The organism is Actinomadura sp. 7K534 (assembly GCF_004348575.1).
GTDB lineage: Bacteria > Actinomycetota > Actinomycetes > Streptosporangiales > Streptosporangiaceae > Spirillospora > Spirillospora livida.
In genome coordinates, this window is record NZ_SMKB01000115.1 from 1 (window position 1) to 22,967 (window position 22,967).

Annotated in this window: 20 protein-coding genes; 6 read left to right on the forward strand and 14 right to left on the reverse strand. The window is 72.9% G+C overall.

Annotated features, from left to right (window positions below; translation table 11 throughout):
* Positions 1-492: DUF4870 domain-containing protein (locus tag E1266_RS21770; protein WP_132049775.1), on the forward strand; the 492-nt coding region annotated here is incomplete at its 5' end.
* Positions 493-514: 22 nt separating this feature from the next.
* On the opposite strand, the gene E1266_RS21775 is transcribed toward E1266_RS21770, so the two are convergent.
* Entirely contained in the window at positions 515-1,198 is a 684-nt protein-coding gene (locus E1266_RS21775) for a cyclase family protein (protein ID WP_132049777.1), read from the reverse strand.
* A gap of 98 nt (positions 1,199-1,296) precedes the next feature.
* Here E1266_RS21775 and E1266_RS21780 point away from each other — a divergent pair, with 98 nt between their 5' ends.
* Positions 1,297-2,124: a HipA family kinase gene (locus E1266_RS21780; protein WP_132049779.1), complete on the forward strand. Its 828-nt coding sequence runs from the start codon at positions 1,297-1,299 to the stop codon at positions 2,122-2,124.
* Complete coding sequence (locus E1266_RS21785; protein ID WP_132049781.1) at positions 2,121-2,522, forward strand: DUF3037 domain-containing protein; 402 nt, start codon at positions 2,121-2,123, stop codon at positions 2,520-2,522. Before E1266_RS21780 ends, E1266_RS21785 begins: the two co-directional genes overlap by 4 nt.
* A gap of 28 nt (positions 2,523-2,550) precedes the next feature.
* On the opposite strand, the gene E1266_RS21790 is transcribed toward E1266_RS21785, so the two are convergent.
* From E1266_RS21790 to dxr, 8 genes are all read right to left on the reverse strand, one after another.
* A complete protein-coding gene (locus E1266_RS21790) occupies positions 2,551-3,459 on the reverse strand; it encodes a hypothetical protein (protein ID WP_132049783.1) in 909 nt (302 codons plus the stop codon).
* A gap of 180 nt (positions 3,460-3,639) precedes the next feature.
* Positions 3,640-4,602 carry a hypothetical protein gene (locus E1266_RS21795; protein WP_132049785.1) on the reverse strand — a complete coding sequence of 321 codons (963 nt, stop codon included), beginning with the start codon at positions 4,600-4,602 and terminating at the stop codon, positions 3,640-3,642.
* 88 nt (positions 4,603-4,690) lie between these two features.
* Positions 4,691-5,533 (reverse strand): GNAT family N-acetyltransferase, encoded by an 843-nt coding sequence (locus E1266_RS21800; protein ID WP_132049811.1) that lies wholly within the window; start codon positions 5,531-5,533, stop codon positions 4,691-4,693.
* Positions 5,534-5,701: 168 nt separating this feature from the next.
* The gene (locus E1266_RS21805; RefSeq protein ID WP_132049787.1) at positions 5,702-7,333 is read right to left on the reverse strand and encodes an alpha/beta hydrolase; all 1,632 of its coding nucleotides are present in this window, start codon (positions 7,331-7,333) and stop codon (positions 5,702-5,704) included.
* Between the two features lie 231 nt (positions 7,334-7,564).
* Positions 7,565-9,163: an alpha/beta hydrolase gene (locus tag E1266_RS21810; protein ID WP_132049789.1), complete on the reverse strand. Its 1,599-nt coding sequence runs from the start codon at positions 9,161-9,163 to the stop codon at positions 7,565-7,567.
* A gap of 350 nt (positions 9,164-9,513) precedes the next feature.
* Entirely contained in the window at positions 9,514-10,689 is a 1,176-nt protein-coding gene (gene ispG / locus E1266_RS21815; RefSeq protein WP_132049813.1) for a flavodoxin-dependent (E)-4-hydroxy-3-methylbut-2-enyl-diphosphate synthase, read from the reverse strand.
* A gap of 134 nt (positions 10,690-10,823) precedes the next feature.
* Complete coding sequence (locus tag E1266_RS21820; protein WP_132049791.1) at positions 10,824-12,026, reverse strand: site-2 protease family protein; 1,203 nt, start codon at positions 12,024-12,026, stop codon at positions 10,824-10,826.
* 41 nt (positions 12,027-12,067) lie between these two features.
* Positions 12,068-13,333 carry a 1-deoxy-D-xylulose-5-phosphate reductoisomerase gene (gene dxr / locus E1266_RS21825; protein ID WP_132049793.1) on the reverse strand — a complete coding sequence of 422 codons (1,266 nt, stop codon included), beginning with the start codon at positions 13,331-13,333 and terminating at the stop codon, positions 12,068-12,070.
* A gap of 368 nt (positions 13,334-13,701) precedes the next feature.
* On the opposite strand from dxr, the gene E1266_RS21830 reads away from it, so the two are divergent.
* Entirely contained in the window at positions 13,702-14,040 is a 339-nt protein-coding gene (locus E1266_RS21830) for a hypothetical protein (RefSeq protein ID WP_132049795.1), read from the forward strand.
* A 124-nt stretch (positions 14,041-14,164) separates the two neighbouring features.
* Here E1266_RS21830 and E1266_RS21835 read toward each other — a convergent pair whose 3' ends face one another.
* The 4 genes from E1266_RS21835 to E1266_RS21850 all read right to left on the reverse strand — a co-directional run bounded on the left by E1266_RS21835 (position 14,165) and on the right by E1266_RS21850 (position 19,428).
* A complete protein-coding gene (locus E1266_RS21835) occupies positions 14,165-15,373 on the reverse strand; it encodes an ABC transporter substrate-binding protein (RefSeq protein ID WP_132049797.1) in 1,209 nt (402 codons plus the stop codon).
* Positions 15,374-15,866: 493 nt separating this feature from the next.
* Positions 15,867-16,217 carry a hypothetical protein gene (locus tag E1266_RS21840; protein ID WP_132049799.1) on the reverse strand — a complete coding sequence of 117 codons (351 nt, stop codon included), beginning with the start codon at positions 16,215-16,217 and terminating at the stop codon, positions 15,867-15,869.
* 401 nt (positions 16,218-16,618) lie between these two features.
* Complete coding sequence (locus tag E1266_RS21845; protein ID WP_132049801.1) at positions 16,619-18,124, reverse strand: CoA-acylating methylmalonate-semialdehyde dehydrogenase; 1,506 nt, start codon at positions 18,122-18,124, stop codon at positions 16,619-16,621.
* Positions 18,121-19,428 carry an aspartate aminotransferase family protein gene (locus E1266_RS21850; RefSeq protein ID WP_132049803.1) on the reverse strand — a complete coding sequence of 436 codons (1,308 nt, stop codon included), beginning with the start codon at positions 19,426-19,428 and terminating at the stop codon, positions 18,121-18,123. The genes E1266_RS21845 and E1266_RS21850 overlap by 4 nt, the downstream gene beginning before the upstream one ends.
* A 147-nt stretch (positions 19,429-19,575) precedes the next feature.
* Between E1266_RS21850 and E1266_RS21855 the strand changes: the two genes are divergently transcribed.
* Both E1266_RS21855 and E1266_RS21860 read left to right on the forward strand, forming a co-directional pair.
* Positions 19,576-21,186: a PucR family transcriptional regulator ligand-binding domain-containing protein gene (locus E1266_RS21855; protein WP_132049805.1), complete on the forward strand. Its 1,611-nt coding sequence runs from the start codon at positions 19,576-19,578 to the stop codon at positions 21,184-21,186.
* A 75-nt stretch (positions 21,187-21,261) separates the two neighbouring features.
* Positions 21,262-22,041: an alpha/beta hydrolase gene (locus tag E1266_RS21860; protein WP_132049807.1), complete on the forward strand. Its 780-nt coding sequence runs from the start codon at positions 21,262-21,264 to the stop codon at positions 22,039-22,041.
* A 9-nt stretch (positions 22,042-22,050) separates the two neighbouring features.
* Here the strand turns inward: E1266_RS21860 and E1266_RS21865 are convergent, their stop codons facing one another.
* Positions 22,051-22,866 carry a helix-turn-helix domain-containing protein gene (locus E1266_RS21865; RefSeq protein WP_132049809.1) on the reverse strand — a complete coding sequence of 272 codons (816 nt, stop codon included), beginning with the start codon at positions 22,864-22,866 and terminating at the stop codon, positions 22,051-22,053.
* Positions 22,867-22,967 lie beyond the last annotated feature (101 nt).

A 22,967-nucleotide genomic window follows, 5' to 3' on the forward strand; every position in this document is an offset into this window, starting at 1 on the left:
TATAAGAGACAGGGCTCACCCCCCGGGCAGCCGCCCTACGGGCAGCCTCCCGGCGGCGGTCACTACGAACCGCCTCCCGGAAGCCCCTACGACCCGCGGTACGGCTACGGGCCGCCGCCGCCCCGGCCGCAGGCCCAGACCGAGGACGCGACCTGGGCGATCTTCGCCTACGTCGGGAACCTGCTGATCGGCTTCCTGCCCCCGCTGGTCATCTACCTGGTGAAGAAGAACACCTCGCCGCTGACCCGCTTCCACGCGGCCCAGTCGATGAACTACCAGCTCACCCTGCTGATCCACCTGCTGGTCGTGGTGGCGATCTGCGTGCCGCCGGCGATCATCTTCGACACACCGATCTTCCTCATCGCGCTCGCCGTCCCGTACCTGGAGCTGGTCATCGCGGGATGGTGGCTGCTGATCCTCGGCGCGATCAAGGCCGGCAAGCAGCAGTACTACCGGTTCCCGACCTTCTTCTGCTTCCGGATGATCCGCTGACCCCTCCGGGCGTCGATCCCGCTCAGATGAGGACGGCCCGGTCGTCCACGCGGGCGACGGCGCGGGCGGGCGCGCCGTCCGCGCCGGCGAGGGCGATCGGGAAGAGCGACACCTCGATCGCGCAGCCCGAGTCCTGCGCCTCGACGACCCGTCCGAGGCCGGTGAGGTTCTCGGCGATCACCGCGCCCGCGCCGCAGAGGATCCGGTGCGCGGCCAGGGAGAACTCGTCCGACCCCGGCGGTGCGGTCTGGTCGACGCTGAGTGCGTCGATGCCCACCGTCCGGACGCCGGAGGCGACCACCGCCTCGGCCGTCTCGGCGGCGACGTAGGGGTGGCCCAGGTAGTCCTCGCTCCCCCACCGCTCTGACCAGCCCGTGGCGATGAGCAGGATGACACCGGGTTCGAGACCGGCCGGCAGGAGGTCCGGGCCGATGGGGGCGCGGGGCGGCAGGCCGCGGGCGTCCATGACGACGGCGGGGCCGGTGAAGCGGGTCAGGGGGAGCTCGTCCAGGCGCGGAAGGGAGTCGTCGATGTGGAAGGGGGCGTCCACGTGGGTGCCGGACTGCGAGCCCATGTGCAGGCGCAGGACGTTCACCCCCGCCTCGGCGACCGTCAGCGCGGGCACCGCCTCCACCTCGGGATCCCCGGGGTAGACGGGCATTCCCGTGACGATCGGCACCGACAGGTCGAGCAGCTCAACGCCCATGCAACCGTCCTCCAGCCCCGCCCGCCACCATTCAACCGACGAGCTCCGCTCGGCACATCGATTATCCCGGGCGCGGCCCCGCCCGATAGCGTTGCGGCGTGTTGCCACATGTGACGGCCATCCGATACGTGACGCCGCTGCGCGAGGGCGGGTCGCTTCCGGGCATCGTCGAGGCCGACGACCTCGGCACGTATGTCACGAAGTTCCACGGCGCCGGGCAGGGCCGCAAGGCGCTGATCGCCGAGGTGATCGCCGGCGAGCTGGGCCGGCGCCTCGGCTTCCGGATCCCCGACCAGGTGCTCGTCGACCTCGATCCGGCCATCGGGCGGCACGAGCCCGACGCCGACGTGCAGGACCTGCTGAAGGCCAGCCCCGGCTGGAACCTCGGCGTCGACTTCCTGCCCGGGTCGCTCGGATTCGACCCGCTGGGCTGGCGCCCCGACCCGGGCTTCGCGTCGCGGGTGCTGTGGTTCGACGCGTTCATCGGCAACGTGGACCGGAGCTGGCGCAACCCGAACATGCTGGTGTGGCACGGCGACATCTGGCTGATCGACCACGGCGCGAGCCTCATCTTCCACCACGCGTGGGCGAACGCCGCGAGGCTGTTCTCCGGGGCGTACGACGTGGACGACCACGTGCTGACGCCGTACGCGACGATGCTGGAGGCCGCGGAGGCGGAACTCGCGCCGAAGATCACCGAGGAGCTGCTGCGCGAGGTGACCGGCCTCGTCCCCGACCGCTGGCTGGAGGACGAGCCGGGCTTCGACGGCCCGCAGGCCCTGCGGGACGCCTACGTCGACGTCCTGCTGCCGCGCGCCGGGAAGCCGCGTGACTGGCTGCCCGAGACGGACGTCTCAGGCCGCCGGCCCGCCGCGCCGCCCAAGCGCGGCGGCAACCGCCCGGAATGGCTCGGCGGCGCCTCATGAGCAACATCAGGTCGCCGGAGGACCCCACGGTGTTCGAGTACGCGGCGCTGCGCGTCGTCCCGCGCGTCGAGCGGGGCGAGGTGATGAACGTGGGCGTGGTGGTGTACTGCCGCGCCCTCGACTACCTCGGCTGCCGCACGCACCTGGACGAGCGGCGCCTCCTCGCGCTGGACCCCGCGCTGGACCTCGCGGGCGTGCGCGCCGCGCTCAAGGCCGTGGACGCCGTCTGCTGCGGCGGCGAGCGGGCCGGGCAGGCCGCCGCCGAGAGCCCCGGCACGCGCTTCCGGTGGCTGACCGCGCCCCGCAGCACGATCGTCCAGCCCGGCCCCGTCCACGCGGGCCTCACCGAGGACCCGAAGGCCGAACTGGACCGCCTCCTTCAGCTCCTGGCCATGTAGCCCGCGCCCGCCGGGCAGCCCGTGCGGCCTACGTCCACTCCCAGCGGATGCCGTGGTAGCCGGCGGCCATGCCGAACTCGATGAAGTGGACGCTGTGGTAGCTGGACAGCCGCAGGTCGGCCGAGTCCTTGAGCGCGGTGTGGCCGTCGGGCCGCCACGTCCGGTAGCAGCGGGCGGGCAGCGCGGCCGGGTGGAACCGGACCTCGATGAGGAACTCGTGCTGCGGCGTGCGGAACCCGCGGCCCTCCTCGGTCACCGGCGGGCCCGTCTCGTCGAAGCCGAAGCCGTACTCCAGCAGGTAGGTCTCGCCGCGGCCGAGGGCCCGGTCGAACAGCAGCTCGGCGGCGATGAGGCCGCTCGCCTCGTCCATCCTGACCCGCCCGAACCGGCAGCCGCGCGCGGTGCGCGAGGACGGCAGGACGCCGTGCGGATGGTGGTACACGGCGATCCAGCGGTCGACGCCGCGCTGCTGCGCCTGGAACACCGCCCGGGACCGGACCTCGCGCAGCTCCCGGCGCCGCCCGATCGTGTGCTGGTCGTGCAGGCTCAGGCCGGTGAGCTGCCGCCCGCCGCGGTCGCCGATCTCGTCGAGCAGGTCGCGGACGCCCGGCTCGGGGCACAGCTCCTCCACCGGGAGCCACGCCCCGGCGGAGCGCTCGGCGGTCGGCTTGAGCAGCGTCAGCAGCGAATGGCGCGGCAGTTCGAGGATGACCTCCAGGCCGCGGACGGCGCGCATCGAGTCGGCGCGCTCGGGACGCGTCCGGCCGCGCTGCCAGTAGCTCAGCGTGGACAGGCTGACGGCGATGCCCTGCGCCTCCAGGCGGCGCCGCAGCGAGTCGAGGCTGAGGCCGCGGGCCTGGATGGCCGCGTGGAGGGCGACGTTGAAGGGACCGTACTGCAGTACCTGTAGAAGATCGTCTTCTGCGACACTCTGCACCGCTGGCCTCCGGATCCGCTCCGGCCGGCCCCCGCATGACGGCCTTGACTCCTGCACTTGCGACTTCAGCGCTCACTGTAAGGCCAGGGAGGCATGATTCCAACCGGCAATTTCCTACAACCGCGGTTGGACGCCCCCGCGCGGCCGCGCCCCGGTTTCAGTGACATCGGCGCCCCCGCCTCAGTGCCACTCCCATTCGATGCCGACGATGCCGCGCCGCACCGCGCCGACCGCGATGTTCGCGCTGCCGGACGTGCCGATCCACAGCTCGCCGAGGCGCCGCCGGGGCGCCAGGGAGCTCTCCGCGGTGAAGCCGTAGCAGCGCGCGGGAAGCCGGTCGCCGGTGAACTGGATGATCGCCACGTAGTCGTGGACCGGGTGGGGGAAGCGCCGGTCGTAGCTGTCGGCGGCGGGCTGCCCGACGGGGCCCAGCTCGTACTCGACGACCGCGGTGTCGCCCGCCGACAGGACGCGGTCGAAGACGAGCTCGAACGCCATGAGCCCGCCCTCGGCGCGGATCCGGCCGGGCCGGCAGTACCGCACCCGCGTCAGTGCGACCTTCCCGGCCGGGGCCGCGGGGGCGTCGTCCGGCCGGCGGGCGGCGCCGTTGCCGGTGCGGTGCGCGCCGCCGGCCTCGCCGGGCCCGCCCGTCTGGTGGACGCACACGACCCGGTCGATGTCGTCGCCCGCGGCGCGCAGGACGGTGCGCACCGACAGCGTCCAGGAGCGGCGCGCCTCGTCCAGCCGGTAGACGTCGTGGATGCTGAGCCGTTCGAGCCGGTGGTCGCCGGACCGGTCGAGCTGGCCGACGAGGCCCGCGTAGCCGTCCGGGTCCGGCCACAGTTCCCGGACCGGGCGGCCGCGCTCGGCGGCGGCGAGGCCGGCGGCCGGTCCGGCGCGGACGGCGGACGCGGTGGGGGCGGGGTCGTCCAGCAGTTCGGTGAGGGTCCCCGGCGGCACCTGGAGGATCTCCTCCAGCGCGACGACCACGTCCCGCGAGCGCGGGCGGCTGCGGCCGCGCTGCCAGTAGCTGAGGGTCGCGACGCTGACGGTCAGGCCGCGCCGGCAGAGCCGGTGCCGGATCCGTTCCAGGGTCAGCCCGCTGGCCTGGATGGCCTGCCGTAATGCCCCGGCGAACTCCACGGCCGGATGGTACCGGTCCGGGAAGATCGATTCAGGTACCCGTGAGTACCATTCACGCCACGACAGGCTGCACAGAACGGATGAAGCCCTAGAAGAGGATGGACATGAACGATCCGACCTCGGTGAATCCGACACGCCGGTAGGCGGCTCGCGCCCGCGCGTTGTAGTCGTTGACGTACAGCGAGACGGTCGGCGCGATGCTCCGCAGCGACTCGCGCACCACCGCGGACATCCCGGCCACCGACCGGCCCTGGCCCCGCAGGTCGGGCGGCACCCACACGCCCTGCACCTGGCAGGCCCGCGGGGTCACGGCCCCGATCTCCGCCTTGAACAGGACGCGGCCGTCCTCGATGCGGGCGAACGCGCGGCCGTCGCGGATCAGCTCGGCGACGCGGGCGCGGTAGAGCACTCCCCCGTCCCCGGCGTTGGGCGACACCCCGACCTCTTCGGTGAACATCGCCACGCAGGCGGGGTAGATGACGTCGAACTCCTCCATCCGGACCCGCCGGACCCCGGGGTCGGGCGGCACGTCCGGAACCGCGGAGGTGGCCATCACCGGCTGCTCCGCGCGGACGGCCCGGGGCGGCCCCCAGTACGGCGAGAGGATCTCCCACAGCTCGCCGACCGCGTCGACGGGCCCGACGATGGACGAGCAGCGCCGCCCCTGGGCCCGCGCCCGCTCGCCGAACGCGCGGACGGCCTCGGGCCCCGCCGCCACCGGGATGAGGTTGGCGCCGGAGTAGCACAGCGAGGTGAGCCGGCCGTCCCGCAGGTAGCCCCACATCTGGGCGCCGAGCCGGCGCGAGTCGAGCCCCGCGGCGTGCACGCGGGAACTGACGAAGACGTTGGACACCGGATCGGCGTCCAGGATCGCGAGGGCCTCCGCCCGGTGCCGGTCGTCCAGCACGCGCACCGGCATCGAGCCGAGCATGCGCACGGCTACCGGCTCCGCGACGGGAACGGCCCCCGTTCGGCCCTCACCACTGAAAGCACCACGTGGACAAGACTATGTGGTCCGAGGGCCGGCGCACCGCCAAGGTCCCGGTCAACGCCGGGTCCGGGCGGACTTCCCGGCTCCGGGACGGGCGGCCCGGCCCGGCTAGGGCTGGGCGGCCGGGTGGTCGGCGGCGACGTGACCGGTGCTCTCCGGCCCGTTCTTGCCCGGCTTCGCGGCCTTGGCCGGTTCCGGCGCGGGGCCGGCCTCGCACGAGGCGTCCGGGCCGGGCCGGCTCGCGGGCAGGTCACCGCCGGCGAAGTAGGCGGCGACGGCACCGTCCACGCACCGGTCACCGCCCAGCGTGACGCCGTGGTTCCCGCCGCCCGCCTGCACGAGCAGCCTGGACGTGGGGAACCTGCGGTGCGTCTCCAGCGCGCCCCCGTACGGGGTGGCGGCGTCCTCGGTGGCCTGGATGAGCAGGATCGGCGGGAGCGACGCGGTGCCCCGGACCACCGGGCGCGGCCCGCCCGGCACGCCCCAGAACATGCACGGCGCGTTGTACCAGGTGTTGCTCCACGTCTCGAAGCGGTAGCCCTGCCGGTAGAGGCGCGTGGCGTCGTCGTGCCAGCGGCGCCAGTCGCGCGGCCACGCCGCGTCGCGGCATTCGACCGCGGTGTAGACCGCGTAGGCGTTCTGCTGGCGCTCTCCGGGCGGCCGCCACGCCTTGCGCAGCGGGGCGTGGTCGTCCCGGTTGACGTAGGCGGAGAGGGCGTCGGCGTGCGATGTCCAGGTCCGGTCGTCGTAGCCGTCGGAGAGGAAGATGTCGTCCAGTTCGGTCGGCCCGACCCTCCCGTCGATGGGGGCGGCCTTCAGTCCGGCCCGCGCCTTGGCGTAGGCGGCGGCGACCTGGCGCCCCGTCGTCCCCAGCCGATAGGTCTCGTGGTGACGGGCGATCCACCTGAAGTACGCGCGTACCCGCTTCTCGAACGCGATGTTCTGGTCGACGTTGTTCTCGTACCAGACGCCGCTCGGGCGGGGGACGCTGTCGAGCACCATGCGGCGCACGCGCTTCGGGAACATCGTCGCGTACACGGCGCCGAGGTAGCCGCCGTAGGAGTAGCCGAAGTAGTTGATCCTCCGCTGGCCGAGGGCCTTGCGGATCTCGTCCATGTCGCGGGCCCAGTCGGCCGTGCCCATGTGCGGGAGGACCTTCCGGTACTTCTCGGCGCAGTCGTCGGCGTACGCCTTGGCCCTGGCCCTCCAGGCCCACTCGTCCAGCACGTCGGCGGGGATGGTGTCAGGGCGCGCGCGGCCCGGGTCCTGGTATGTCGGGTCGCAGGTCAGCGAGGGTTCGCTGGCGCCGACACCGCGCGGGTCGAAACCGATCCAGTCGTAGGACGCGGCGACCTTCTCCGGCAGCGAGCCCGTGAAGAAGGCGGGGAGGTCGCGTCCGTGCGCACCGGGCCCGCCGCGGTTCAGCAGCACGACGCCCTGGGACTCGGACGCGGTGTGCCGGGCGCGGGTCAGCCGGAGCGTGACCTGCTCGCCGTCCGGGCGGCCGTAGTCGAGCGGCACCCGGATCGACGCGCACTGGAGGTCCTTGATGCGGCCGCCCTCCCAGTGGTCCTGGGCGGGGCACGGCTGCCAGGCGAGACCGGCGGGCCGCGGGGCGGGGTCGGATCCGGGTCGTCCCGCGGCGGCGTGGGCGGGCAGGACGGCGGCTCCGGCGGTCCCGAGGACGAGCGCGGCGGCGGCCGAGCCGGCCGCAGCCTTCTTTCCAGCGTCGTTCAGCACTCCGGCTTTCTACCGAAGGGACGCCGCGGACCGCGTGACCTCGGGGATCGCGCGATTCCTCCCCGAATTGGGACCGTCCCCACCGAACGGCGCGGCGCCGCTCGGGGCGGAACGGCCGCCGGAACGGAGTGCGGCGTGCCCGCCGGCTCCACGGAATGGAGCGCGGCGGGCACGCCACGGATCAGCGTGCTCGACTCAATGCCGGGGCCTCAGTGCGAGGGCCTCAGCGGGTCATGGACGCCCGACCGGGAGGTCCTTGCCGGCCCCGGGCGCGGCCTTGAGCTGCATGGCCGTCGGGTCCGGGTCGTTCAGCGCCGGGACGGCGTCGCAGTAGGCGTCCGGGCCGCGGCTGCCGTCCGGCAGCGCACCGGTGTCCAGGTACGCGGCGACCTTGTCGTCCAGGCACGCGTTCCCGTTGAGCGTGTTGGAGTGCGTCTTGCCGCCGACCTCGAACACCAGGCGCGAGGACGGGAACACCTTGTGCATCTCCAGGCCGCCCTCGACGGGCGTCGCGGCGTCCTTCGTGGACTGGACGAGCAGCATGCCCGGCAGGTCCTTGCTGCCCTTCAGCTTGAGCGCGGGCCCGCCGTTGAACGGCCAGAAGGCGATCGGCGCGTTGAACCAGACGTTGCCCCAAGTCTCGAACTGGTAGCCCTGCCGGTGGAGCTTCGCCGCGTCGTGGTGCCACTTGGCCCAGTTGCGGGGCCAGCGGGCGTCCGCGCCCTGGACGGCGAGGTAGACCGCGAAGCCGTTGTCGTCGCCGCCGGAGCCGAGCCACTGGAGCAGGACGGAGGGGTCCTCGTCGTTGATCCAGGCCGAGAGCGCCTCGGCGAACGGGATGTAGTAGCCGGTGTTGTAGCCGGCGCTGAGGATGATGTCGGTCAGCTCGGCCGGGCCGATCTTCCCGCCGATGGGCGACTCCTCGGCCGCGTGCAGGGCCTCGTAGTACTTGGCGCGGACGGCCTTCTCGGTCGTGCCGAGGTGGTAGACCGAGTCGTACTTGGCGACCCAGCCGAACCAGGCCCGGATGTTGCGCTCGAACGCCTTGTCCTGTTCGAGTTGGCTGTCGTACCAGACGTTCTTCGGGTTGACGTTGCCGTCCATCACCATGCGCCTGACGCGCTTGGGGAAGAGCGTGGCGTAGGTGGCGCCGAAGTAGGTGCCGTAGGAGAAGCCGTACCAGCTGATCTTCTCCTGGCCGAGGGCGGCGCGGATCGTGTCGACGTCGCGCGCGGCGTCGGTGGTCCGCATGTGCGGCAGCATCCAGCCGAACTTCTCTTCGCAGTCGCGCGCGTAGCCCTTGGACTTGGCGATCCAGGCCAGCTCGTCGCGCCAGGTCTCGGGCACGTAGGCGGGCCGGACCGGGTCGTTGTAGTCCGGGTCGCAGGTGATCGCGGGCTTGCTGGAGCCGACGCCGCGGGGGTCGAAGCCGATGATGTCGTACTTGGCGGCCACGTCCGCGTGGCCGACGCCGCCGAGCCAGCGGGCGAGGGCGGGACCGTAGGCGAGACCGGAGCCGCCGGGGCCGCCCGGGTTCACGAACAGGACGCCCTGGTAGTTCTCCTCGTCGGTGTGCCGGAAGCGCGACACCGCGATCGAGATCTTGCGCCCCTGCGGCCTGCTGTAGTCGAGGGGCACCTCGACCTGGGCGCACTGCGCGTTGTTCATCGGGTCATTGGGGCCGCTTACCTCGCACTTGCCCCAGTCGATGCCCTGGGCCGCCGCGGCGGCGGCCCCGGACGGACCGGTGTCCGCACTCGCGGGAACGACGGCGCCGGTGCCGCCGACCGTCGTGACCAAGGCGGTCGCGACGAGAACGATCCTTTTCATGTGACCCTCTCCCATCGGCGGCTCCGGACGTCCCGCCATCGGGACCGGAGGGGGAGCCGCGCCGATGCATAGCGGATGCCGATTGCGTGGAGATTGTTGGCACTTCGTCCCTTATGGCGGCAAGGGCGGAGATGAGTGGATACGCAATCGTGACAAGATCATCGGGACTTCGTGATCCCGCGGAACGTTCCGCGCCCGCCGGGCGGCGGAGGGCCGGGCCCGGGCACGCGAAAGGGCCCCGGGTCGGTGACCCGGGGCCCTTCGCTCTCGTCCGCTCCCGGTACGGCGGCGCAGGCCACCGTCAGGCCGCGCCGCGACCCGCCGTCAGGCCGCGCCGCGGCGGGCCGGCGTCAGCCGACCACGACGTCCGCGCCGGGGCCGGAGACCGAGCCGTCCTCGCCGATCTCGATGCCCATGTCCTCGGCGATGCGCATGGCCTCCTCGATCAGGGTCTCCACGATCTGCGCCTCGGGAACGGTCTTGATGACCTGCCCCTTCACGAAGATCTGGCCCTTGCCGTTGCCGGACGCGACGCCCAGGTCGGCCTCGCGGGCCTCCCCCGGGCCGTTGACCACGCAGCCCATCACGGCGACGCGCAGCGGGACCGGGAAGTCCTTGAGGCCCGCGGTGACCTCCTCGGCCAGCGTGTAGACGTCCACCTGGGCCCGCCCGCACGAGGGGCAGGACACGATCTCCAGCCCGCGCTCGCGCAGCCCCAGCGACTCCAGGATCGCGGTGCCGACCTTGACCTCCTCGACCGGCGGCGCGGACAGCGACACCCGGATCGTGTCGCCGATCCCGTCGGCGAGCAGCGACCCGAACGCCACCGCCGACTTGATCGTGCCCTGGAACGCCGGGCCGGCCTCGGTGACCCCGAGGTGCAGCGGGTAGTCGCACGCGGCGGCCAGCTGCCGGTACGCCGCGATCATGACGACCGGGTCGTTGTGCTTGACCGAGATCTTGATGTCCCGGAAGTCGTGCTCCTCGAACAGCGAGCACTCCCACAGCGCCGACTCCACCAGCGCCTCGGGCGTGGCCTTGCCGTGCTTCTCCAGGAGCCGCTTGTCCAGCGAGCCGGCGTTCACGCCGATGCGGATCGGCACGCCCGCGTCCTTGGCGGCCTTGGCGATCTCCCCGACCCGGTCGTCGAACTTCTTGATGTTGCCCGGGTTGACGCGCACCGCCGCGCAGCCCGCGTCGATCGCCGCGAACACGTACTTGGGCTGGAAGTGGATATCGGCGATGACCGGAATCGGCGACTTGCGGGCGATCGCGGGCAGCGCCTCGGCGTCGTCCTGCGACGGCACCGCGACCCGGACGATCTGGCAGCCCGACGTGGTCAGCTCCGCGATCTGCTGCAGCGTGGCGTTGACGTCGGCGGTGAGGGTCGTGGTCATGGACTGCACCGACACCGGGGCGTCGCCGCCCACCGGCACGCTCCCGACCATGATCTGCCGGGACTTGCGGCGTGCCGCGACGGGACCCCGCGCCCCCTGACCGTCCCCGTTCCCGCGAACGCTCGGCATTCCCAGTGAAACGCTCATCCCTCTCCTCATGCTCGCCGGCCCCGTACAAAGCCTAAGCGTCCCGTACCGCTGGATTGACGGCGCCCGGTGCCCAACGAGGTGACCGTTCGGCAACTCTATGTGAACGATTTGTGTCACTCCGGCAGCCGGAGCGGATTGAACAGGTCGGCCAGTATCAGCAGCACGCCGAACCCCACCAGCAGCAGCACGACGAGGTAGGTCAGCGGCAGGAGCCTGGTCATGTCGACGGTGCCCGGATCCGGCCTGCCGCGGATCCGGTTGACGCCGGCGCGCGCCCGCTCGTATCCGACCACCGCGAGATGGCCCCCGTCCAGCGGCAGCAGGGGCAGGAGGTTGAGCGCCCCGAGGAAGATGTTCAGCGAGACGACCAGCGACAGGAACAGGGCGATCTTGTCCCGGGTGGTGGCGCCCTCGGAGGCGAAGATCTGCCCCGACACGTCGGTCGCGCCCACCACGCTGCCGACCTGGCCGCCCGGCGTGCTCTCCCGGTCCGGCGAGAACAGCCGCGGGATCGCGGACGGCAGGTCCACGACGACGTCGCCGATGCCGGCGAGGGTCCGGCCGATGCCGTTCGCGGCGAACACCGCCGCGTTCAGCGGGCCCGTCCGCTCGTACCCGCCGCCGACGACCTTGGCCGACATGCCGACGAACGGCCGCCCCTCCACGTCCGCGAGCGTGACCCGCAGCGGGACCTCCCGCCCCGCACCGCCCCGCTGCACCACGAGCTGCACCGTCTGGCCCGGCTCCGCCCGCCCGATCGCCTCCGTGATGCCTTTCCAGTCGGCGACCGGCGTGCCGTCGAAGGAGACGACGCGGTCCCCGGCGCGCAGCCCGGCCAGTGCGGCGGGCGAGGCCGGGCGGTCCCCCGCGCACGCCGACTGCATCGTGGCGGGCACGCAGGGGCTGACCTCCTCGACCGTGCTGGTCGCCGCGCCGGGCTCCCGCACGCCGATCGTCATGGCCATCACCATGAGCAGCACGAACGCGAACACGAAGTTCGCGGCGACGCCCGCCCCGATGACGACCGCGCGGCGCGGGGCGGGCTGCCGGTAGAACGCGCGGGGGCGGTCCGCCTCGTCGATCTCCTCCAGCGGCGTGTAGCCGACGATCTTGACGAAGCCGCCCAGCGGGATCGCCTTGACGCCGTACTCGGTCTCGCCCCGCCGGGTGGACCACAGGGTCGGCCCGAACCCCACGAAGTACTGCGTCGCCTTCATCCCGAACCGCTTGGCGGTGAGCAGGTGCCCGCCCTCGTGCAGCATCACCGTCGCCAGCAGCGCGACGACGAACGCCACCGCGCCGAGGAAGAAGGCCATGCGGGTCCCCTAGGGCTAGTCCCGAGGCGGACCCCCGGGGGTCAGTCGCCCGCGGCCGGCCGCCCGGCCGCGGTCAGTTCTCTGGTCCTGGCCCGCGCCCAGCCGTCCGCCGCGAGGACGTCGTCCAGCGTCGGCCGCCCGGCCGGACGAGCGCCGTGCTTCTCGTGCTCGTCCACTACCCGCGCGACCGTGTCGACTATCCCGAGGAACGGAAGCCGGCCCGCGCGGAACGCGTCCACACATTCCTCGTTGGCGGCGTTGTAAACGGCCGGGAACGTCCCGCCCAGCTCACCGGCCCTGCGCGCCAGCGCGACGGCGGGGAACGCCTCGTCGTCGAGGGGGAACAGCTCCCACGTGTGCGCCTTGCTCCAGTCGATGCCGGGCGCGGCGTCCGGGACGCGGTCCGGCCAGTCGATGCCGAGCGCGATCGGCAGCCGCATGTCGGGCGGGCTGGCCTGCGCCAGCGTGGAGCCGTCGGTGAACTCGACCATCGAGTGGATCACCGACTGCGGGTGCACCATGACCTCGATCCGGTCCATCGGCACGTCGAACAGCAGGTGCGCCTCGATGACCTCCAGCCCCTTGTTGACGAGGGTCGCGGAGTTGATCGTGACGACGGGGCCCATGTCCCACGTCGGGTGGTTCAGCGCCTGCTCGGGCGTGACGCCGGTCAGCTCCTCGCGGCCGCGGCCGCGGAACGGGCCGCCGCTCGCGGTCAGCACGAGCCGCCGCACCTCCGCCGCGCGGCCGCCGCGCAGGCACTGGGCGAGCGCCGAGTGCTCGGAGTCCACCGGGACGATCTGCCCGGGCCGCGCCCGCTCCTTGACGAGGGGGCCGCCGACGATGAGGGACTCCTTGTTGGCCAGGGCGAGCGTCCGCCCGGCGTCCAGGGCCGCGAGCGTCGAGGCCAGGCCGAGTGCGCCGGTCACCCCGTTCAGGACCACGTCGCACGGCCACGCGGCGACCTCGGTGACGGCGTCCGGGCCCGCCACGATCTTCGGGATGGGGTAGTCGCCGGAGGCGTAGCCGCGCCGCTTGGCCTCGGCGTAGAAGGCCAGTTGCAGGTCCTGCGCGGCGGACGCCCTGGCGACGGCGACGATGTCGGGCCGGAACTCGAGCGCCTGCTCGGCCAGCAGGTCGACCCGTCCGCCGCCGGCCGCCAGCCCGGCCACCCGGAACCTGCCCGGGTTGCGGCGGACCACGTCCAGGGCCTGGGTGCCGATCGAACCGGTGGAGCCGAGCACGGCCAGCTCGCGGGCGGGTGCGTCGGAGCTTGAGTGAGAGAGCACGGGACCATTGTCGGGCATTTCCGCGCCCGGGTCCCGCCCCCGCGGCGGGACGGTCGGCGGCCCGCACGTCAGCGGCGGCGCGCCAGGGGGAAGCACAGGATCAGGCGGGCGCCGGTCGCGCTCTCGCCCACGTACAGGCGGCCCTCGTACAGGCGGCCCTCGTACAGGACGGCCATCTCCCGGGTACGGCCATGGTCTGCGTATGCCCTCGTGGGGCGGCCCGTCCGAGTGACCGCTCGGTTGGCCGGATCGCGCGATGCGGATGACCTTGTCCTGGCGGGCGACACATAAGCCTTTGCCGCATTTTTCACTTTGGGTAGCGGAGACAACACGCTCCCCCGCCTATAAAGGAGGCACGTGACGTCGACTCCCGTCAGGGGGAGGGCATGGGCCAGACAGGCGAGCCGACCGTGGACCCGGGCGGGCTGACGGCAGCCCAGCGCCTGGGCGAGGCCTGCGTCGTCTGCCGCAAGAAGTGGCCGCGGCCGCGCGTACGCGTCGGCCGCCTGCCGGATTCGACCGGGGTGTTCGCGTGCGGCGAATGCGCACCCGCCCCGCCGGTACCCCGCGCACGGCGGGGCTCCCGGGAGCGGGTCACGGACGCCGGACGGCCGGCCGGGGAGCGGCCGCCCGCGCTGACGCCGGCGCTGGACGCCGTCGTCGTGGAAGTCTCTCCAGGGAGAAGGGTGACCCGGGCGTTCGGGGGGCAGTCCGGGGCCACCTGACAGGCGCGCCCGGCTGGGGGCGGCCGGGCGCGCCGGAGAGACACTTTCCCTGACCGGAACCGGCCGGGCCCCATCGCCGCGCGGACGGGGGCGACGGTCCCGGTCACCAGAGCCTGGTGGGCCGTCAGAGCTTGGTGGACTCGATCCAGGTCTTCTTCCACTCCGCGTAGTCCGTGCAGTCGTTGTCGTCGGACTCGCCGTCGCACGCCTTCGTCGGCGCGTGCGCGAAGACGACCTTGTCGAGGTGGGCGCGGTCACCGACGTGGTACGCGGTGCAGAAGCCCGGCTTGAGCCGGTCTCCGGAGCACGCCTGCGGATTGGCGGGCGCCACCCCGGTCCACTCGGCCACCTGCTGCTGGACGTCCGGCGACGCGGTCCACTGCAGCCACTGGTACATGCAGTTCGGGTGCTCGACCCTGGCGCCGATCATCCACGCGTCCATCCAGCCCGTCACGCCCTCGGCCGGGACGGCGGCCTGCACGGTCCGCGCGGCGCGGGTGAGGACGTCCACGTGGTAGGGCCACGCCTGGCCCAGCACAGCACGCCCGCCCGCGAACGCGCTGACGGCGTCGGCGGGCCGCTCCCAGTACTCCCCGACATGCGGCCGCTGCTTGGCGAGCACCCGCCCGGCGGCCTTGAGCTGCCCGGGGGTCAGCGAGTACGGGTCGTCGATCTTGAGCTTGGGCCGCTCGCGCTTGAGGTAGAGCGCGGCCTCGGCGATGGCCAGCGGGCTGTCGCGCATGACCAGCTTCCCGGAGTACCGGCTCGCCTGCCCGGGGTCGAACAGCGCGGCCCAGCTCGGCGGCGGCGGGACGGCCCGGGTGTCGTACATGAGCAGGTTGGAGCCCCACACGTACGGGATGCCGTACTGCCGGCCGTCCCGCTTGAGGAGCCCGCGCAGCTTCGGCTCCAGCTTCTTGAAGCCGTCCACGAGGTCGGTGTTGACGGGCGTGACCTGGTTCTCGGCGATCAGCTGCCCGGCGACCTCGGGCGGCGCCGCGACGCCGTCGTAGCGGCGGCCGCCGTCGCGCATCAGGCCGGCCATCTCCTCGGGCGTCCGGACGGTCTTCAGCCCGACCTTGCAGCCGGTGCGCTCCTCGAACGGGGTGACCCAGTCGACGCGCGGGTCGCTGGTGCCGCTCTCGATCGATCCGGGCAGCGTGACGAGGTTCAGCATGCCCTCGCCCGGGCCGAGGGTGCTCGCGACCTTGGCGACGCCGACCGGCTCCTCGTCGCCTCCGCCGCTGCACGCCGCGACGCCCGTGGCGCCGAGCGCGGCGGCCGCCGCCAGGGCGGACCACATCCTCACCCGCGCCGTGGCCTTCAGCCGCATGTCGCTCCCGATCCTTGCCCGGGGCCCTCCCCGATCTGAACCGGGCCCGTCGCGAGCGTAGCGTCTCGGGGCGGCCGGAGCGGCCCGTACCGGGCCGAGGCGGCGGTCCGCGCGGCTCCCGGCGGCCATTCCGGATGTCCCGACGACCGCACACGAGCCGATCGCCGGTTTTCTTCGATTTCACTTCCGGCTTCCAGGGAAGGTGCGGTGATTACCGGTGGCCGCAACTCCGGTGTTTCCCGTTCACTTTCCCGGAGGTAAGAACAATGTGGCCATTGATGGCCAGCGGTATCGCGTTTCCGGGGCGGATTGCCGGAAGGGCGGTTTCGGACGTGTTGTCAACGAGGAAACCGCCACGGCCCCGGGGGGGACGGCGGGTGCTGGCGTCCGCGCCATACACGGAGGTTGCCGGAGAGGGATATGGCGCGGGCTGCCGTCCTTGCCCGGGGCCGCGGCGGCACCGGCGGGCGTGGCGAGGTTGGGGAACAGCGGATCACCTTGCAGTGCTGCCTGGCCACGCGATCGCCGGTACCCGGCCGGACGGCGACGGTGTGACGCCCTCGATACGCCGGAGGTTCGAGGGACATCGCACGTCGGGCCGGGTGTCGCGGGACGTCCGCGGACGGTCGTGCTCGATCACGGGGCGCGCCGGTGCGGCGCGCCTGACCACCTCGATCCGTGCGATGAGCCGTTGCGGTGTGTCGGCCTCGACGAAGTCGCCGACGTCGCGGTCCCGGGGCGGCAGCGCCCACCAGCGGCCGGTGGACAGGCCGAACCAGATGGTCCAGCCGGGAAAGCGTCTTGCGAGCGCGTCCACCTCTGCTGCGTGGTCGACTGCGGTCATGGCGCGGCTCTCCTGCACATCGGCCCCGCCGGCTTCGGCGGCCCCGGACCTCACGTTTTTGTTGACTATGGAACCTGACTTTTAATTTCGCCCCATTTAATGCGGACAGTCAGATTGTGTCGCCCGCCACAGACTCCGTCAATGGGTGTTGGCATTATTCGCCACCGGCCGCCGGACGAAAATTGACGACGAAATCCACCGGATGTGGGAAAGTCCCATACGCCGCGGACCTGGGTGTTCTCACGGTGCGGCGAACCGCTCTCACGCACCGCGACCCCACAGCGCCACGTTTGTCCGCTTGTGCTGCATTCTGAGAGTTTCATCGCTTTCTGGACGCGATGGACGTGCGGCCGGTCGCCGTGGCCGGCCGCACGTCCGGGGAATGCGCAGGAAGAGCGGGCTCAGCCGCTGGTCGGGAAGCCGAGGTTCACTCCGCCGTGGCTCGGGTCCAGCCACCGCGCGGTGACGGCCTTCGTCCGGGTGTAGAAGTGGACGCCCTCCATCCCGTGGGCGTGAGTGTCACCGAACAGGGAGTCCTTCCAACCGCCGAAGGAGTAGTAAGCCATCGGAACGGGGATCGGCACGTTGACGCCGACCATGCCCACCTCCACCTCGTTCTGGAAGCGGCGCGCCGCCCCTCCGTCGTTGGTGAAGATCGCGGTGCCGTTCCCGTACGGGTTGGCCGAGATCAGCTCCATGGCCTCCTCGTAGGAGCCGCACCGCACGACCGACAGCACCGGGCCGAAGATCTCGTCCCGGTAGGCGTCCATGTCCGGGGTGACATGGTCGAGGACGCTGGGGCCGAGCCAGAACCCGTCCCCCGCGCCGCCCAGGACGTCCGGGTCCCGCCCGTCCACGGCGAGCGTGGCGCCCTGCGCGACGCCGGAGTCCAGGTAGGACGCGACCTTGTCGCGGTGCGCACGCGTGACCAGCGGCCCCATCTCCGACTCGGGGTGGTCGCCGGGCCCCACCTTCAGCCGCGCGACCCGCTCCCGGATCTTCGCCATCAGCTCGTCCCCGGCGGGATCGACGGCGACGACCACGGAGATCGCCATGCACCGCTCCCCCGCCGAGCCGAACCCGGCCGACACCGCGGCGTCCGCGGCGAGGTCGAGGTCGGCGTCCGGCAGCACCAGCATGTGGTTCTTGGCGCCGCCGAGCGCCTGCACCCGCTTGCCGCTCGCCGCGGCCGTCCCGTAGATGTACCGGGCGATCGGGGTGGAGCCGACGAAGCTGACCGCCCGGACGTCCGGGTGGTGCAGCAGGGCGTCCACCGCGGCCTTGTCGCCGTGGACGACGTTGAACACCCCGTCCGGCAGGCCGGCCTCCGCCCACAGCTCCGCGAGTCGGACCGACGCCGACGGGTCCTTCTCCGACGGCTTCAGGACGAACGTGTTCCCGCACGCGATCGCGACGGGGAACATCCACATCGGCACCATCGCCGGGAAGTTGAACGGGGTGATCCCCGCGGCGACGCCGACCGGCTGCAGGATCGAATAGGCGTCCACCCGGGTCGAGACGTTCTCCGAGAACCCGCCCTTGAGCAGGTGCGGGATCCCGCAGGCGAACTCCACGACCTCCAGGCCGCGGGCCACCTCGCCCGCCGCGTCCGAGACGACCTTCCCGTGCTCGGCCGAGATCAGCCGGGCGAGTTCGTCGCGGTGCCCGTGGACCAGCTCGCGGAACCTGAACAGCACCTGCGCTCGCTGCGACAGCGAGGCGTCCCGCCAGCCGGGGAACGCCGCCTTGGCGGCGGCGACCGCGGCGTCGACCTCGGCCCGCCCGGCGAAGTCCACCGTGCCGGCCCGGCGTCCCGACGCGGGCTCGTAGACGTCGCCGCGCCGCTCGGCCTCCCCGGCGAACGGCTTGCCGCCGATCCAGTGCGTCACGCGCCTGCCGGCGGTCATGAGCCGGCTTCCCCGTTCACGGCTTCGAGGGACGCGATCAGGATGCCGAGGCCCTCGGCGGCCTCGGCGTCGGTCAGGGTCATCGGCGGCGCCATGCGCACCACGTTGCCGTACAGGCCGCCCTTGCCGATCAGCAGCCCCCGCTCGCGGGCCGCCTCCATCAGCGCGGCGGCGAGCGGCGGGCTCGGCTCGCCGGTCCCGGGATCGACCAGCTCGATCGCGAACATCAGGCCCTTGCCCCGGACGTCCCCGACGACGGGGAACCGGCCGGCCGCCGACCGCAGCCCGCCGATGAGCGTGCCGCCCTGCTTGGCGGCGTTCGCCCGCAGGTCGTGGTCGAGGACGTAGTCGAGGGTCGCGTTCGCGGCGGCCATCGAGACCGGGTTGCCGCCGAACGTGGAGATGCCGAGCGCGTGCAGGCCGTCCATCAGGTCGCCGCGGGCGACCACGCCGCCGATCGTGAACCCGTTCCCGAGTCCCTTGGCGAACGTCATCATGTCCGGGGTCACGCCGTGGTTCCCGATGCCCCAGAAGTTCTCGCCGGTCCGTCCCCACCCGGTCTGGACCTCGTCGGAGATGAACAGGATCCCGGCCTCGTCCAGGACGCTCTTGTAGGCGGCGAGCAGGCCCTCCGGCGGCATCGTGAACCCGCCGACGCCCTGGATCGGCTCGGTGATGAGCGCGGCGACGTCCCCGCCGGTCGCGGTGGCGAGCACGTGCCGGAGGTCCTGCACGCAGGCGTCGACGTACGCCTCGTCCGACATCCCGGCGAACTGCGGGAGGTGCCGGTCGGCGCCGTGCAGGAAGTGCGCGTTCAGCGGGGAGTAGGGGATGTTCCTCCAGGCCCGGTTGCCGGTGACGCCCGCCGTGCCGAACGACCGGCCGTGGTAGCTCTGCCGCAGCGCGAGGACCTGGTCGCTGCGCCGCGCGTACGCCGCGAGCAGCAGCGCCGTCTCGTTCGCCTCCGTCCCGGAGTTGACGAAGAACACCTTCGCGTCCGGGATGCCCGACAGCCGGGCGATCTTCTCGGCGAGCTCGATCTGCCCGCGCACCAGGTACGCGGTGGAGGTGTGCACGACGCCGGTCGCGAGCTGCCGCTCCACCGCCTCCCGCACCTCGGGCACGTCGTACCCGAGCATGTTCGTCAGGATGCCCGTGAAGAAGTCGAGGTAGCCGTTCCCCTCGGCGTCGGTCACGCGGCCGCCCTTGCCGCCGACGATCTCGATGGGTTCGCTGTAGTTGAGCGCCATCCAGGACGGCATGACCGCGCGGTGGCGCTTGAGCAGGTTCGCGTGTTCCGACATGCCCCAAGTCTCGTTCGCGCAGGCCGGACAGGCCACCCGCAGAGTGTCACGACCCCGAGCGTTCCGTTAACGGTCTGCTGGCGGCTGACATCCTGTAACGGAATTCGCCGGGTTTCTTGACACCCTGCGCGGATATCCTCGGGGTCGATGCTGCCTACCGTCGACGACGTCCTCCGCCTTGAGGCGGTCCGCCGCGGGCAGCCGCGCGTCGTCGCGGGCGGCGACCGCACCGGCAACCGGGTCCGCTGGGTGCACGTCGCGGAGATCGCCGACATCGCGCACCTGCTGCACGGCGGCGAACTCGTCCTCACGACCGGGATCGCGCTGCCGGACGAGCCCGAGCGGCTGCGCACCTACATCGGCGAGCTCGCCGATGTCGGGGTGAGCGGCCTGATGATCGAGCTGGGCCGCCGCTACGCGACCGAGCCGCCGCCCGCGCTGATCGCCGCCGCCGAGGAGAACGGCCTCCCGGTCATCGTCCTCGCCCACGAGCCCGCGTTCGTGGACATCACCGAGTCGGTGCACTCCCGCATCCTGCAGGACCAGTTCGACGAGCTGCGCGCCTCCGAGCAGCTCCACGAGATCTTCACCCGGCTGTCGGTCGAGGGCGCCTCCACCGAGGAGGTCGTCCGGCAGGTCGCCGCGCTCGGCGGGCACCCGGCCGTCCTGGAGAACCTCGCCCACCAGGTCCTCGCCGCCGACGCCGGCGGCGCCGACGCGTCCGAGCTGCTGTCGGCGTGGGAGACCCGCTCCCGCGCCGTCCGGCCCGGCCGCCGCACCGGCTACGACCCGACCTCGGGCTGGCTGGTGACGACGGTCGGCGCCCGCGGCGAGGACTGGGGCCGCCTCATCATCGACCTCGGCTCGCCGCCCTCGCCGCGCGAGACCGTGCTGATCGAGCGGGCCGCCACCACCCTCGCGCTCGGTCGGCTCCTCGACCGGCACGCCGAGAGCGTCGAGCGCCAGGCGCACGGCACGATCATCGCCCGCATCCTCGCGCACGCCTACGCCGACCCGCAGGAGGCCGCGGCGCGGGCCCGTGCGCTCGGCGTCCCGCTGTCCGGCCGCCGGCTGCTCGGCGCCGTGCTGCGGCACCGCGGACCCGGCGCCCCGCCCGCCGGCGAGCTGTCCGCGCTCGCCGAGACGGCCGCCGCCGCCTGCAAGGACGCCCGGCTCGCTGCCCTCGTCGGCGTCCTCGACGAGGGCGGGCCGCACGCCCGCGTCGGGGTGCTGGCCTCGCTGCCCGCGCGCGCCGACGTGGAGACCGCGCTCACCGAGATCGCCACCCGCGTCCGCGGCCGCTCGGAGGGCGCCGTCATGGCGGCCGGCTCCGTCGTGGAGACGATCCGCGACGTCCGCCGCTCGTTCCTGGAGGCCGAGCAGGTCGCCGACGTCGCCGCGCGCGGCTCCGGCGCCCGCCTCTTCTACCGCCTCCCCGACCTGCGCCTCCGCGGCCTGCTGCACCTGCTCCGCGACGACGCCCGCGTCCAGACCTTCGTGGAGCGCGAGCTGGGGCGGCTGCTGGAGTACGACGCCCAGCGCGGCGCCGACCTCACGCGGATCCTGGAGATCTACCTGGACTCCGGGCGGAACAAGGCCGTCGCCGCCCAGCGCGCCCACCTGTCCCGCCCCGCCTTCTACGAGCGGCTCCGCCGCATCGAACGCGTCCTGGACGCCGATCTCGACGACGTCGAGTCCTGCGTCTCCCTCCACGTCGCGCTGCTGGCGCTGAGCTCCGTCCGCTGGGAACGGCCCTGACCGCTCCCGGCTGCGGCACCTTCTGGCCGGTGAAGGCCGCCATGGGGCGGCGCCGTCCCGCATAACCTTCAGTGCATGACGGACGCTGCGTTGCATGTTCACCGGTACGGGGACCCGGCGGGCTCCCCGGTCGTCGTGCTGCACGGGGTCACCGGGCACGGGGCCCGCTGGCGGCGGACGGCCGAGCGGTATCTCCCGGACCGCCTGGTCCTCGCGCCCGATCTGCGCGGGCACGGGCGGTCGCCGTACGAGCCGCCGTGGACGGTCGAGCGGCACGTGGCGGACGTGCTCTCCGTCCTCGACGCGGACGGCATCGAGCGGGCCGACCTCGTCGGGCACTCCTACGGCGGGCTGATCGCGGTGCACCTGGCGCGGACGGCGCAGCGGCGGGTGCGGCGCCTCCTCCTGCTGGACCCGGCGATCGGGCTGCCGCCCGCGGACGCGGCCGCGGAGGCCCGCTCCCACATGGCGCCGGTTTCGTTCGCCGACGCGGCGGAGGCCCGCGCCGCCCTCGCGGCCCGCTGGCCGGACGCGCCGGACGAGGCGCTGGACGACGAGGTGGCCGAGCACCTCGAACCCGGCCCGGACGGGCGGCTGCGGTGGCGGTTCGAGCAGGCCGCGGTGGTAACCGCGTATTCGGAGATGACCCGCCCCCGCCTGACGCCGCCGCCGGACATGCCCGCGCACCTGGTGATCGCGGCGAAGGCCGACATGGTGCGGCCCGAGTTCGTCGCCGACTGCCGCGCCGCCCTCGGCCCCGCCCTCGTCATCAGCGAGATCGACGCCGGGCACATGCTCTACACCGACCGCGAGGAGGAGACGGGGACGCTGCTCGCCTCCTGGCTCCGCGAGTGAGCCGGGCCGTCAGCGCTTCCTGAGCAGCCGCAGCAGGCCCGGCTCGGTGGCGAAGAGGCGGTCCAGCTCCGCCGCGCCCACCCGGTCGGCGAGAACTTGCAGCGCGATGTCCTGCCGGACGAACTCCGCCGCCATCAGGGCGACGGCCGGGTCCCCCGTGTAGACGCCCCACGCCGCCCCGTCCCCGAAACCGCCGACCACGGCCTCGCGGCGGTCACCCACCACCACGATGAGCCGGTACCCGAACTCCTCGATGACCGCCTCGGGCGCCGAGTAGCGGTGCTCGTGGACGTTCCCGGGCCCGTCGAACGGCTCCTTCCCGAACGACACGACGGAGACCTCGACGTCCCGCGCGGCCGCCTCCAGGACCTGGCCGCGCAGCACCCGCATCTCGTCCGGCCATATCGACATGAACAGGTCCCGCCGCGCGCCGGCCACGACGTCCCCCGCCCGGTCGAGCATCGCCTGCCCGTCCTTGAGGTTGTGGATCAGGTGCCCCTCCGGCGCGGCCGCGACCGCGGGCAGCGCGGACCGCAGCGCCGACACCGACCCGTCGAACTCCCGCCGCATCCGGTCGAGCAGCGCCTCCGGCGGCAGCGGCAGGTACTCCGTCGCGTCGGACGCCCCGCGCACCTCGTACGCCGCCCCCCGCGCCACGAGCTTGCCGAGCGTCTCGTAGACGGTGCTGCGCGGCACCCCGGAGCGCTTGGCGACCTCGTAGCCGTTGACCGGCCGGCCCGCCCCCACCAGCGCCACGTACGCCTTGGCCTCGTACCCCGACATGCCAAGCCGCTGCAAATGCTCAAGGACATCCTGGGTGCTCATCGAAGTACTTTATTGGGCCCGGCCGGCCGCGGCCCGCGGTCCGAGGGCCGCGGGCCGGGGCGGGGGGTCAGGTCGTCTTCCGCTGGAAGGGGAGGTAGCGG

Excerpts from the sequence above, each read along its gene's own strand:
- E1266_RS21775 (WP_132049777.1), bottom strand. The coding sequence starts at position 1,198 with ATGGGCGTTGAGCTGCTCGACCTGTCGGTGCCGATCGTCACGGGAATG.
- E1266_RS21785 (WP_132049781.1), top strand. The coding sequence starts at position 2,121 with ATGAGCAACATCAGGTCGCCGGAGGACCCCACGGTGTTCGAGTACGCG.
- E1266_RS21800 (WP_132049811.1), bottom strand. The coding sequence starts at position 5,533 with ATGCTCGGCTCGATGCCGGTGCGCGTGCTGGACGACCGGCACCGGGCG.
- E1266_RS21810 (WP_132049789.1), bottom strand. The coding sequence starts at position 9,163 with ATGAAAAGGATCGTTCTCGTCGCGACCGCCTTGGTCACGACGGTCGGC.
- ispG (WP_132049813.1), bottom strand. The coding sequence starts at position 10,689 with ATGCCGAGCGTTCGCGGGAACGGGGACGGTCAGGGGGCGCGGGGTCCC.
- E1266_RS21820 (WP_132049791.1), bottom strand. The coding sequence starts at position 12,026 with ATGGCCTTCTTCCTCGGCGCGGTGGCGTTCGTCGTCGCGCTGCTGGCG.
- dxr (WP_132049793.1), bottom strand. The coding sequence starts at position 13,333 with ATGCCCGACAATGGTCCCGTGCTCTCTCACTCAAGCTCCGACGCACCC.
- E1266_RS21830 (WP_132049795.1), top strand. The coding sequence starts at position 13,702 with ATGGGCCAGACAGGCGAGCCGACCGTGGACCCGGGCGGGCTGACGGCA.
- E1266_RS21835 (WP_132049797.1), bottom strand. The coding sequence starts at position 15,373 with ATGCGGCTGAAGGCCACGGCGCGGGTGAGGATGTGGTCCGCCCTGGCG.
- E1266_RS21840 (WP_132049799.1), bottom strand. The coding sequence starts at position 16,217 with ATGACCGCAGTCGACCACGCAGCAGAGGTGGACGCGCTCGCAAGACGC.
- E1266_RS21845 (WP_132049801.1), bottom strand. The coding sequence starts at position 18,124 with ATGACCGCCGGCAGGCGCGTGACGCACTGGATCGGCGGCAAGCCGTTC.
- E1266_RS21850 (WP_132049803.1), bottom strand. The coding sequence starts at position 19,428 with ATGTCGGAACACGCGAACCTGCTCAAGCGCCACCGCGCGGTCATGCCG.
- E1266_RS21855 (WP_132049805.1), top strand. The coding sequence starts at position 19,576 with ATGCTGCCTACCGTCGACGACGTCCTCCGCCTTGAGGCGGTCCGCCGC.
- E1266_RS21860 (WP_132049807.1), top strand. The coding sequence starts at position 21,262 with ATGACGGACGCTGCGTTGCATGTTCACCGGTACGGGGACCCGGCGGGC.
- E1266_RS21865 (WP_132049809.1), bottom strand. The coding sequence starts at position 22,866 with ATGAGCACCCAGGATGTCCTTGAGCATTTGCAGCGGCTTGGCATGTCG.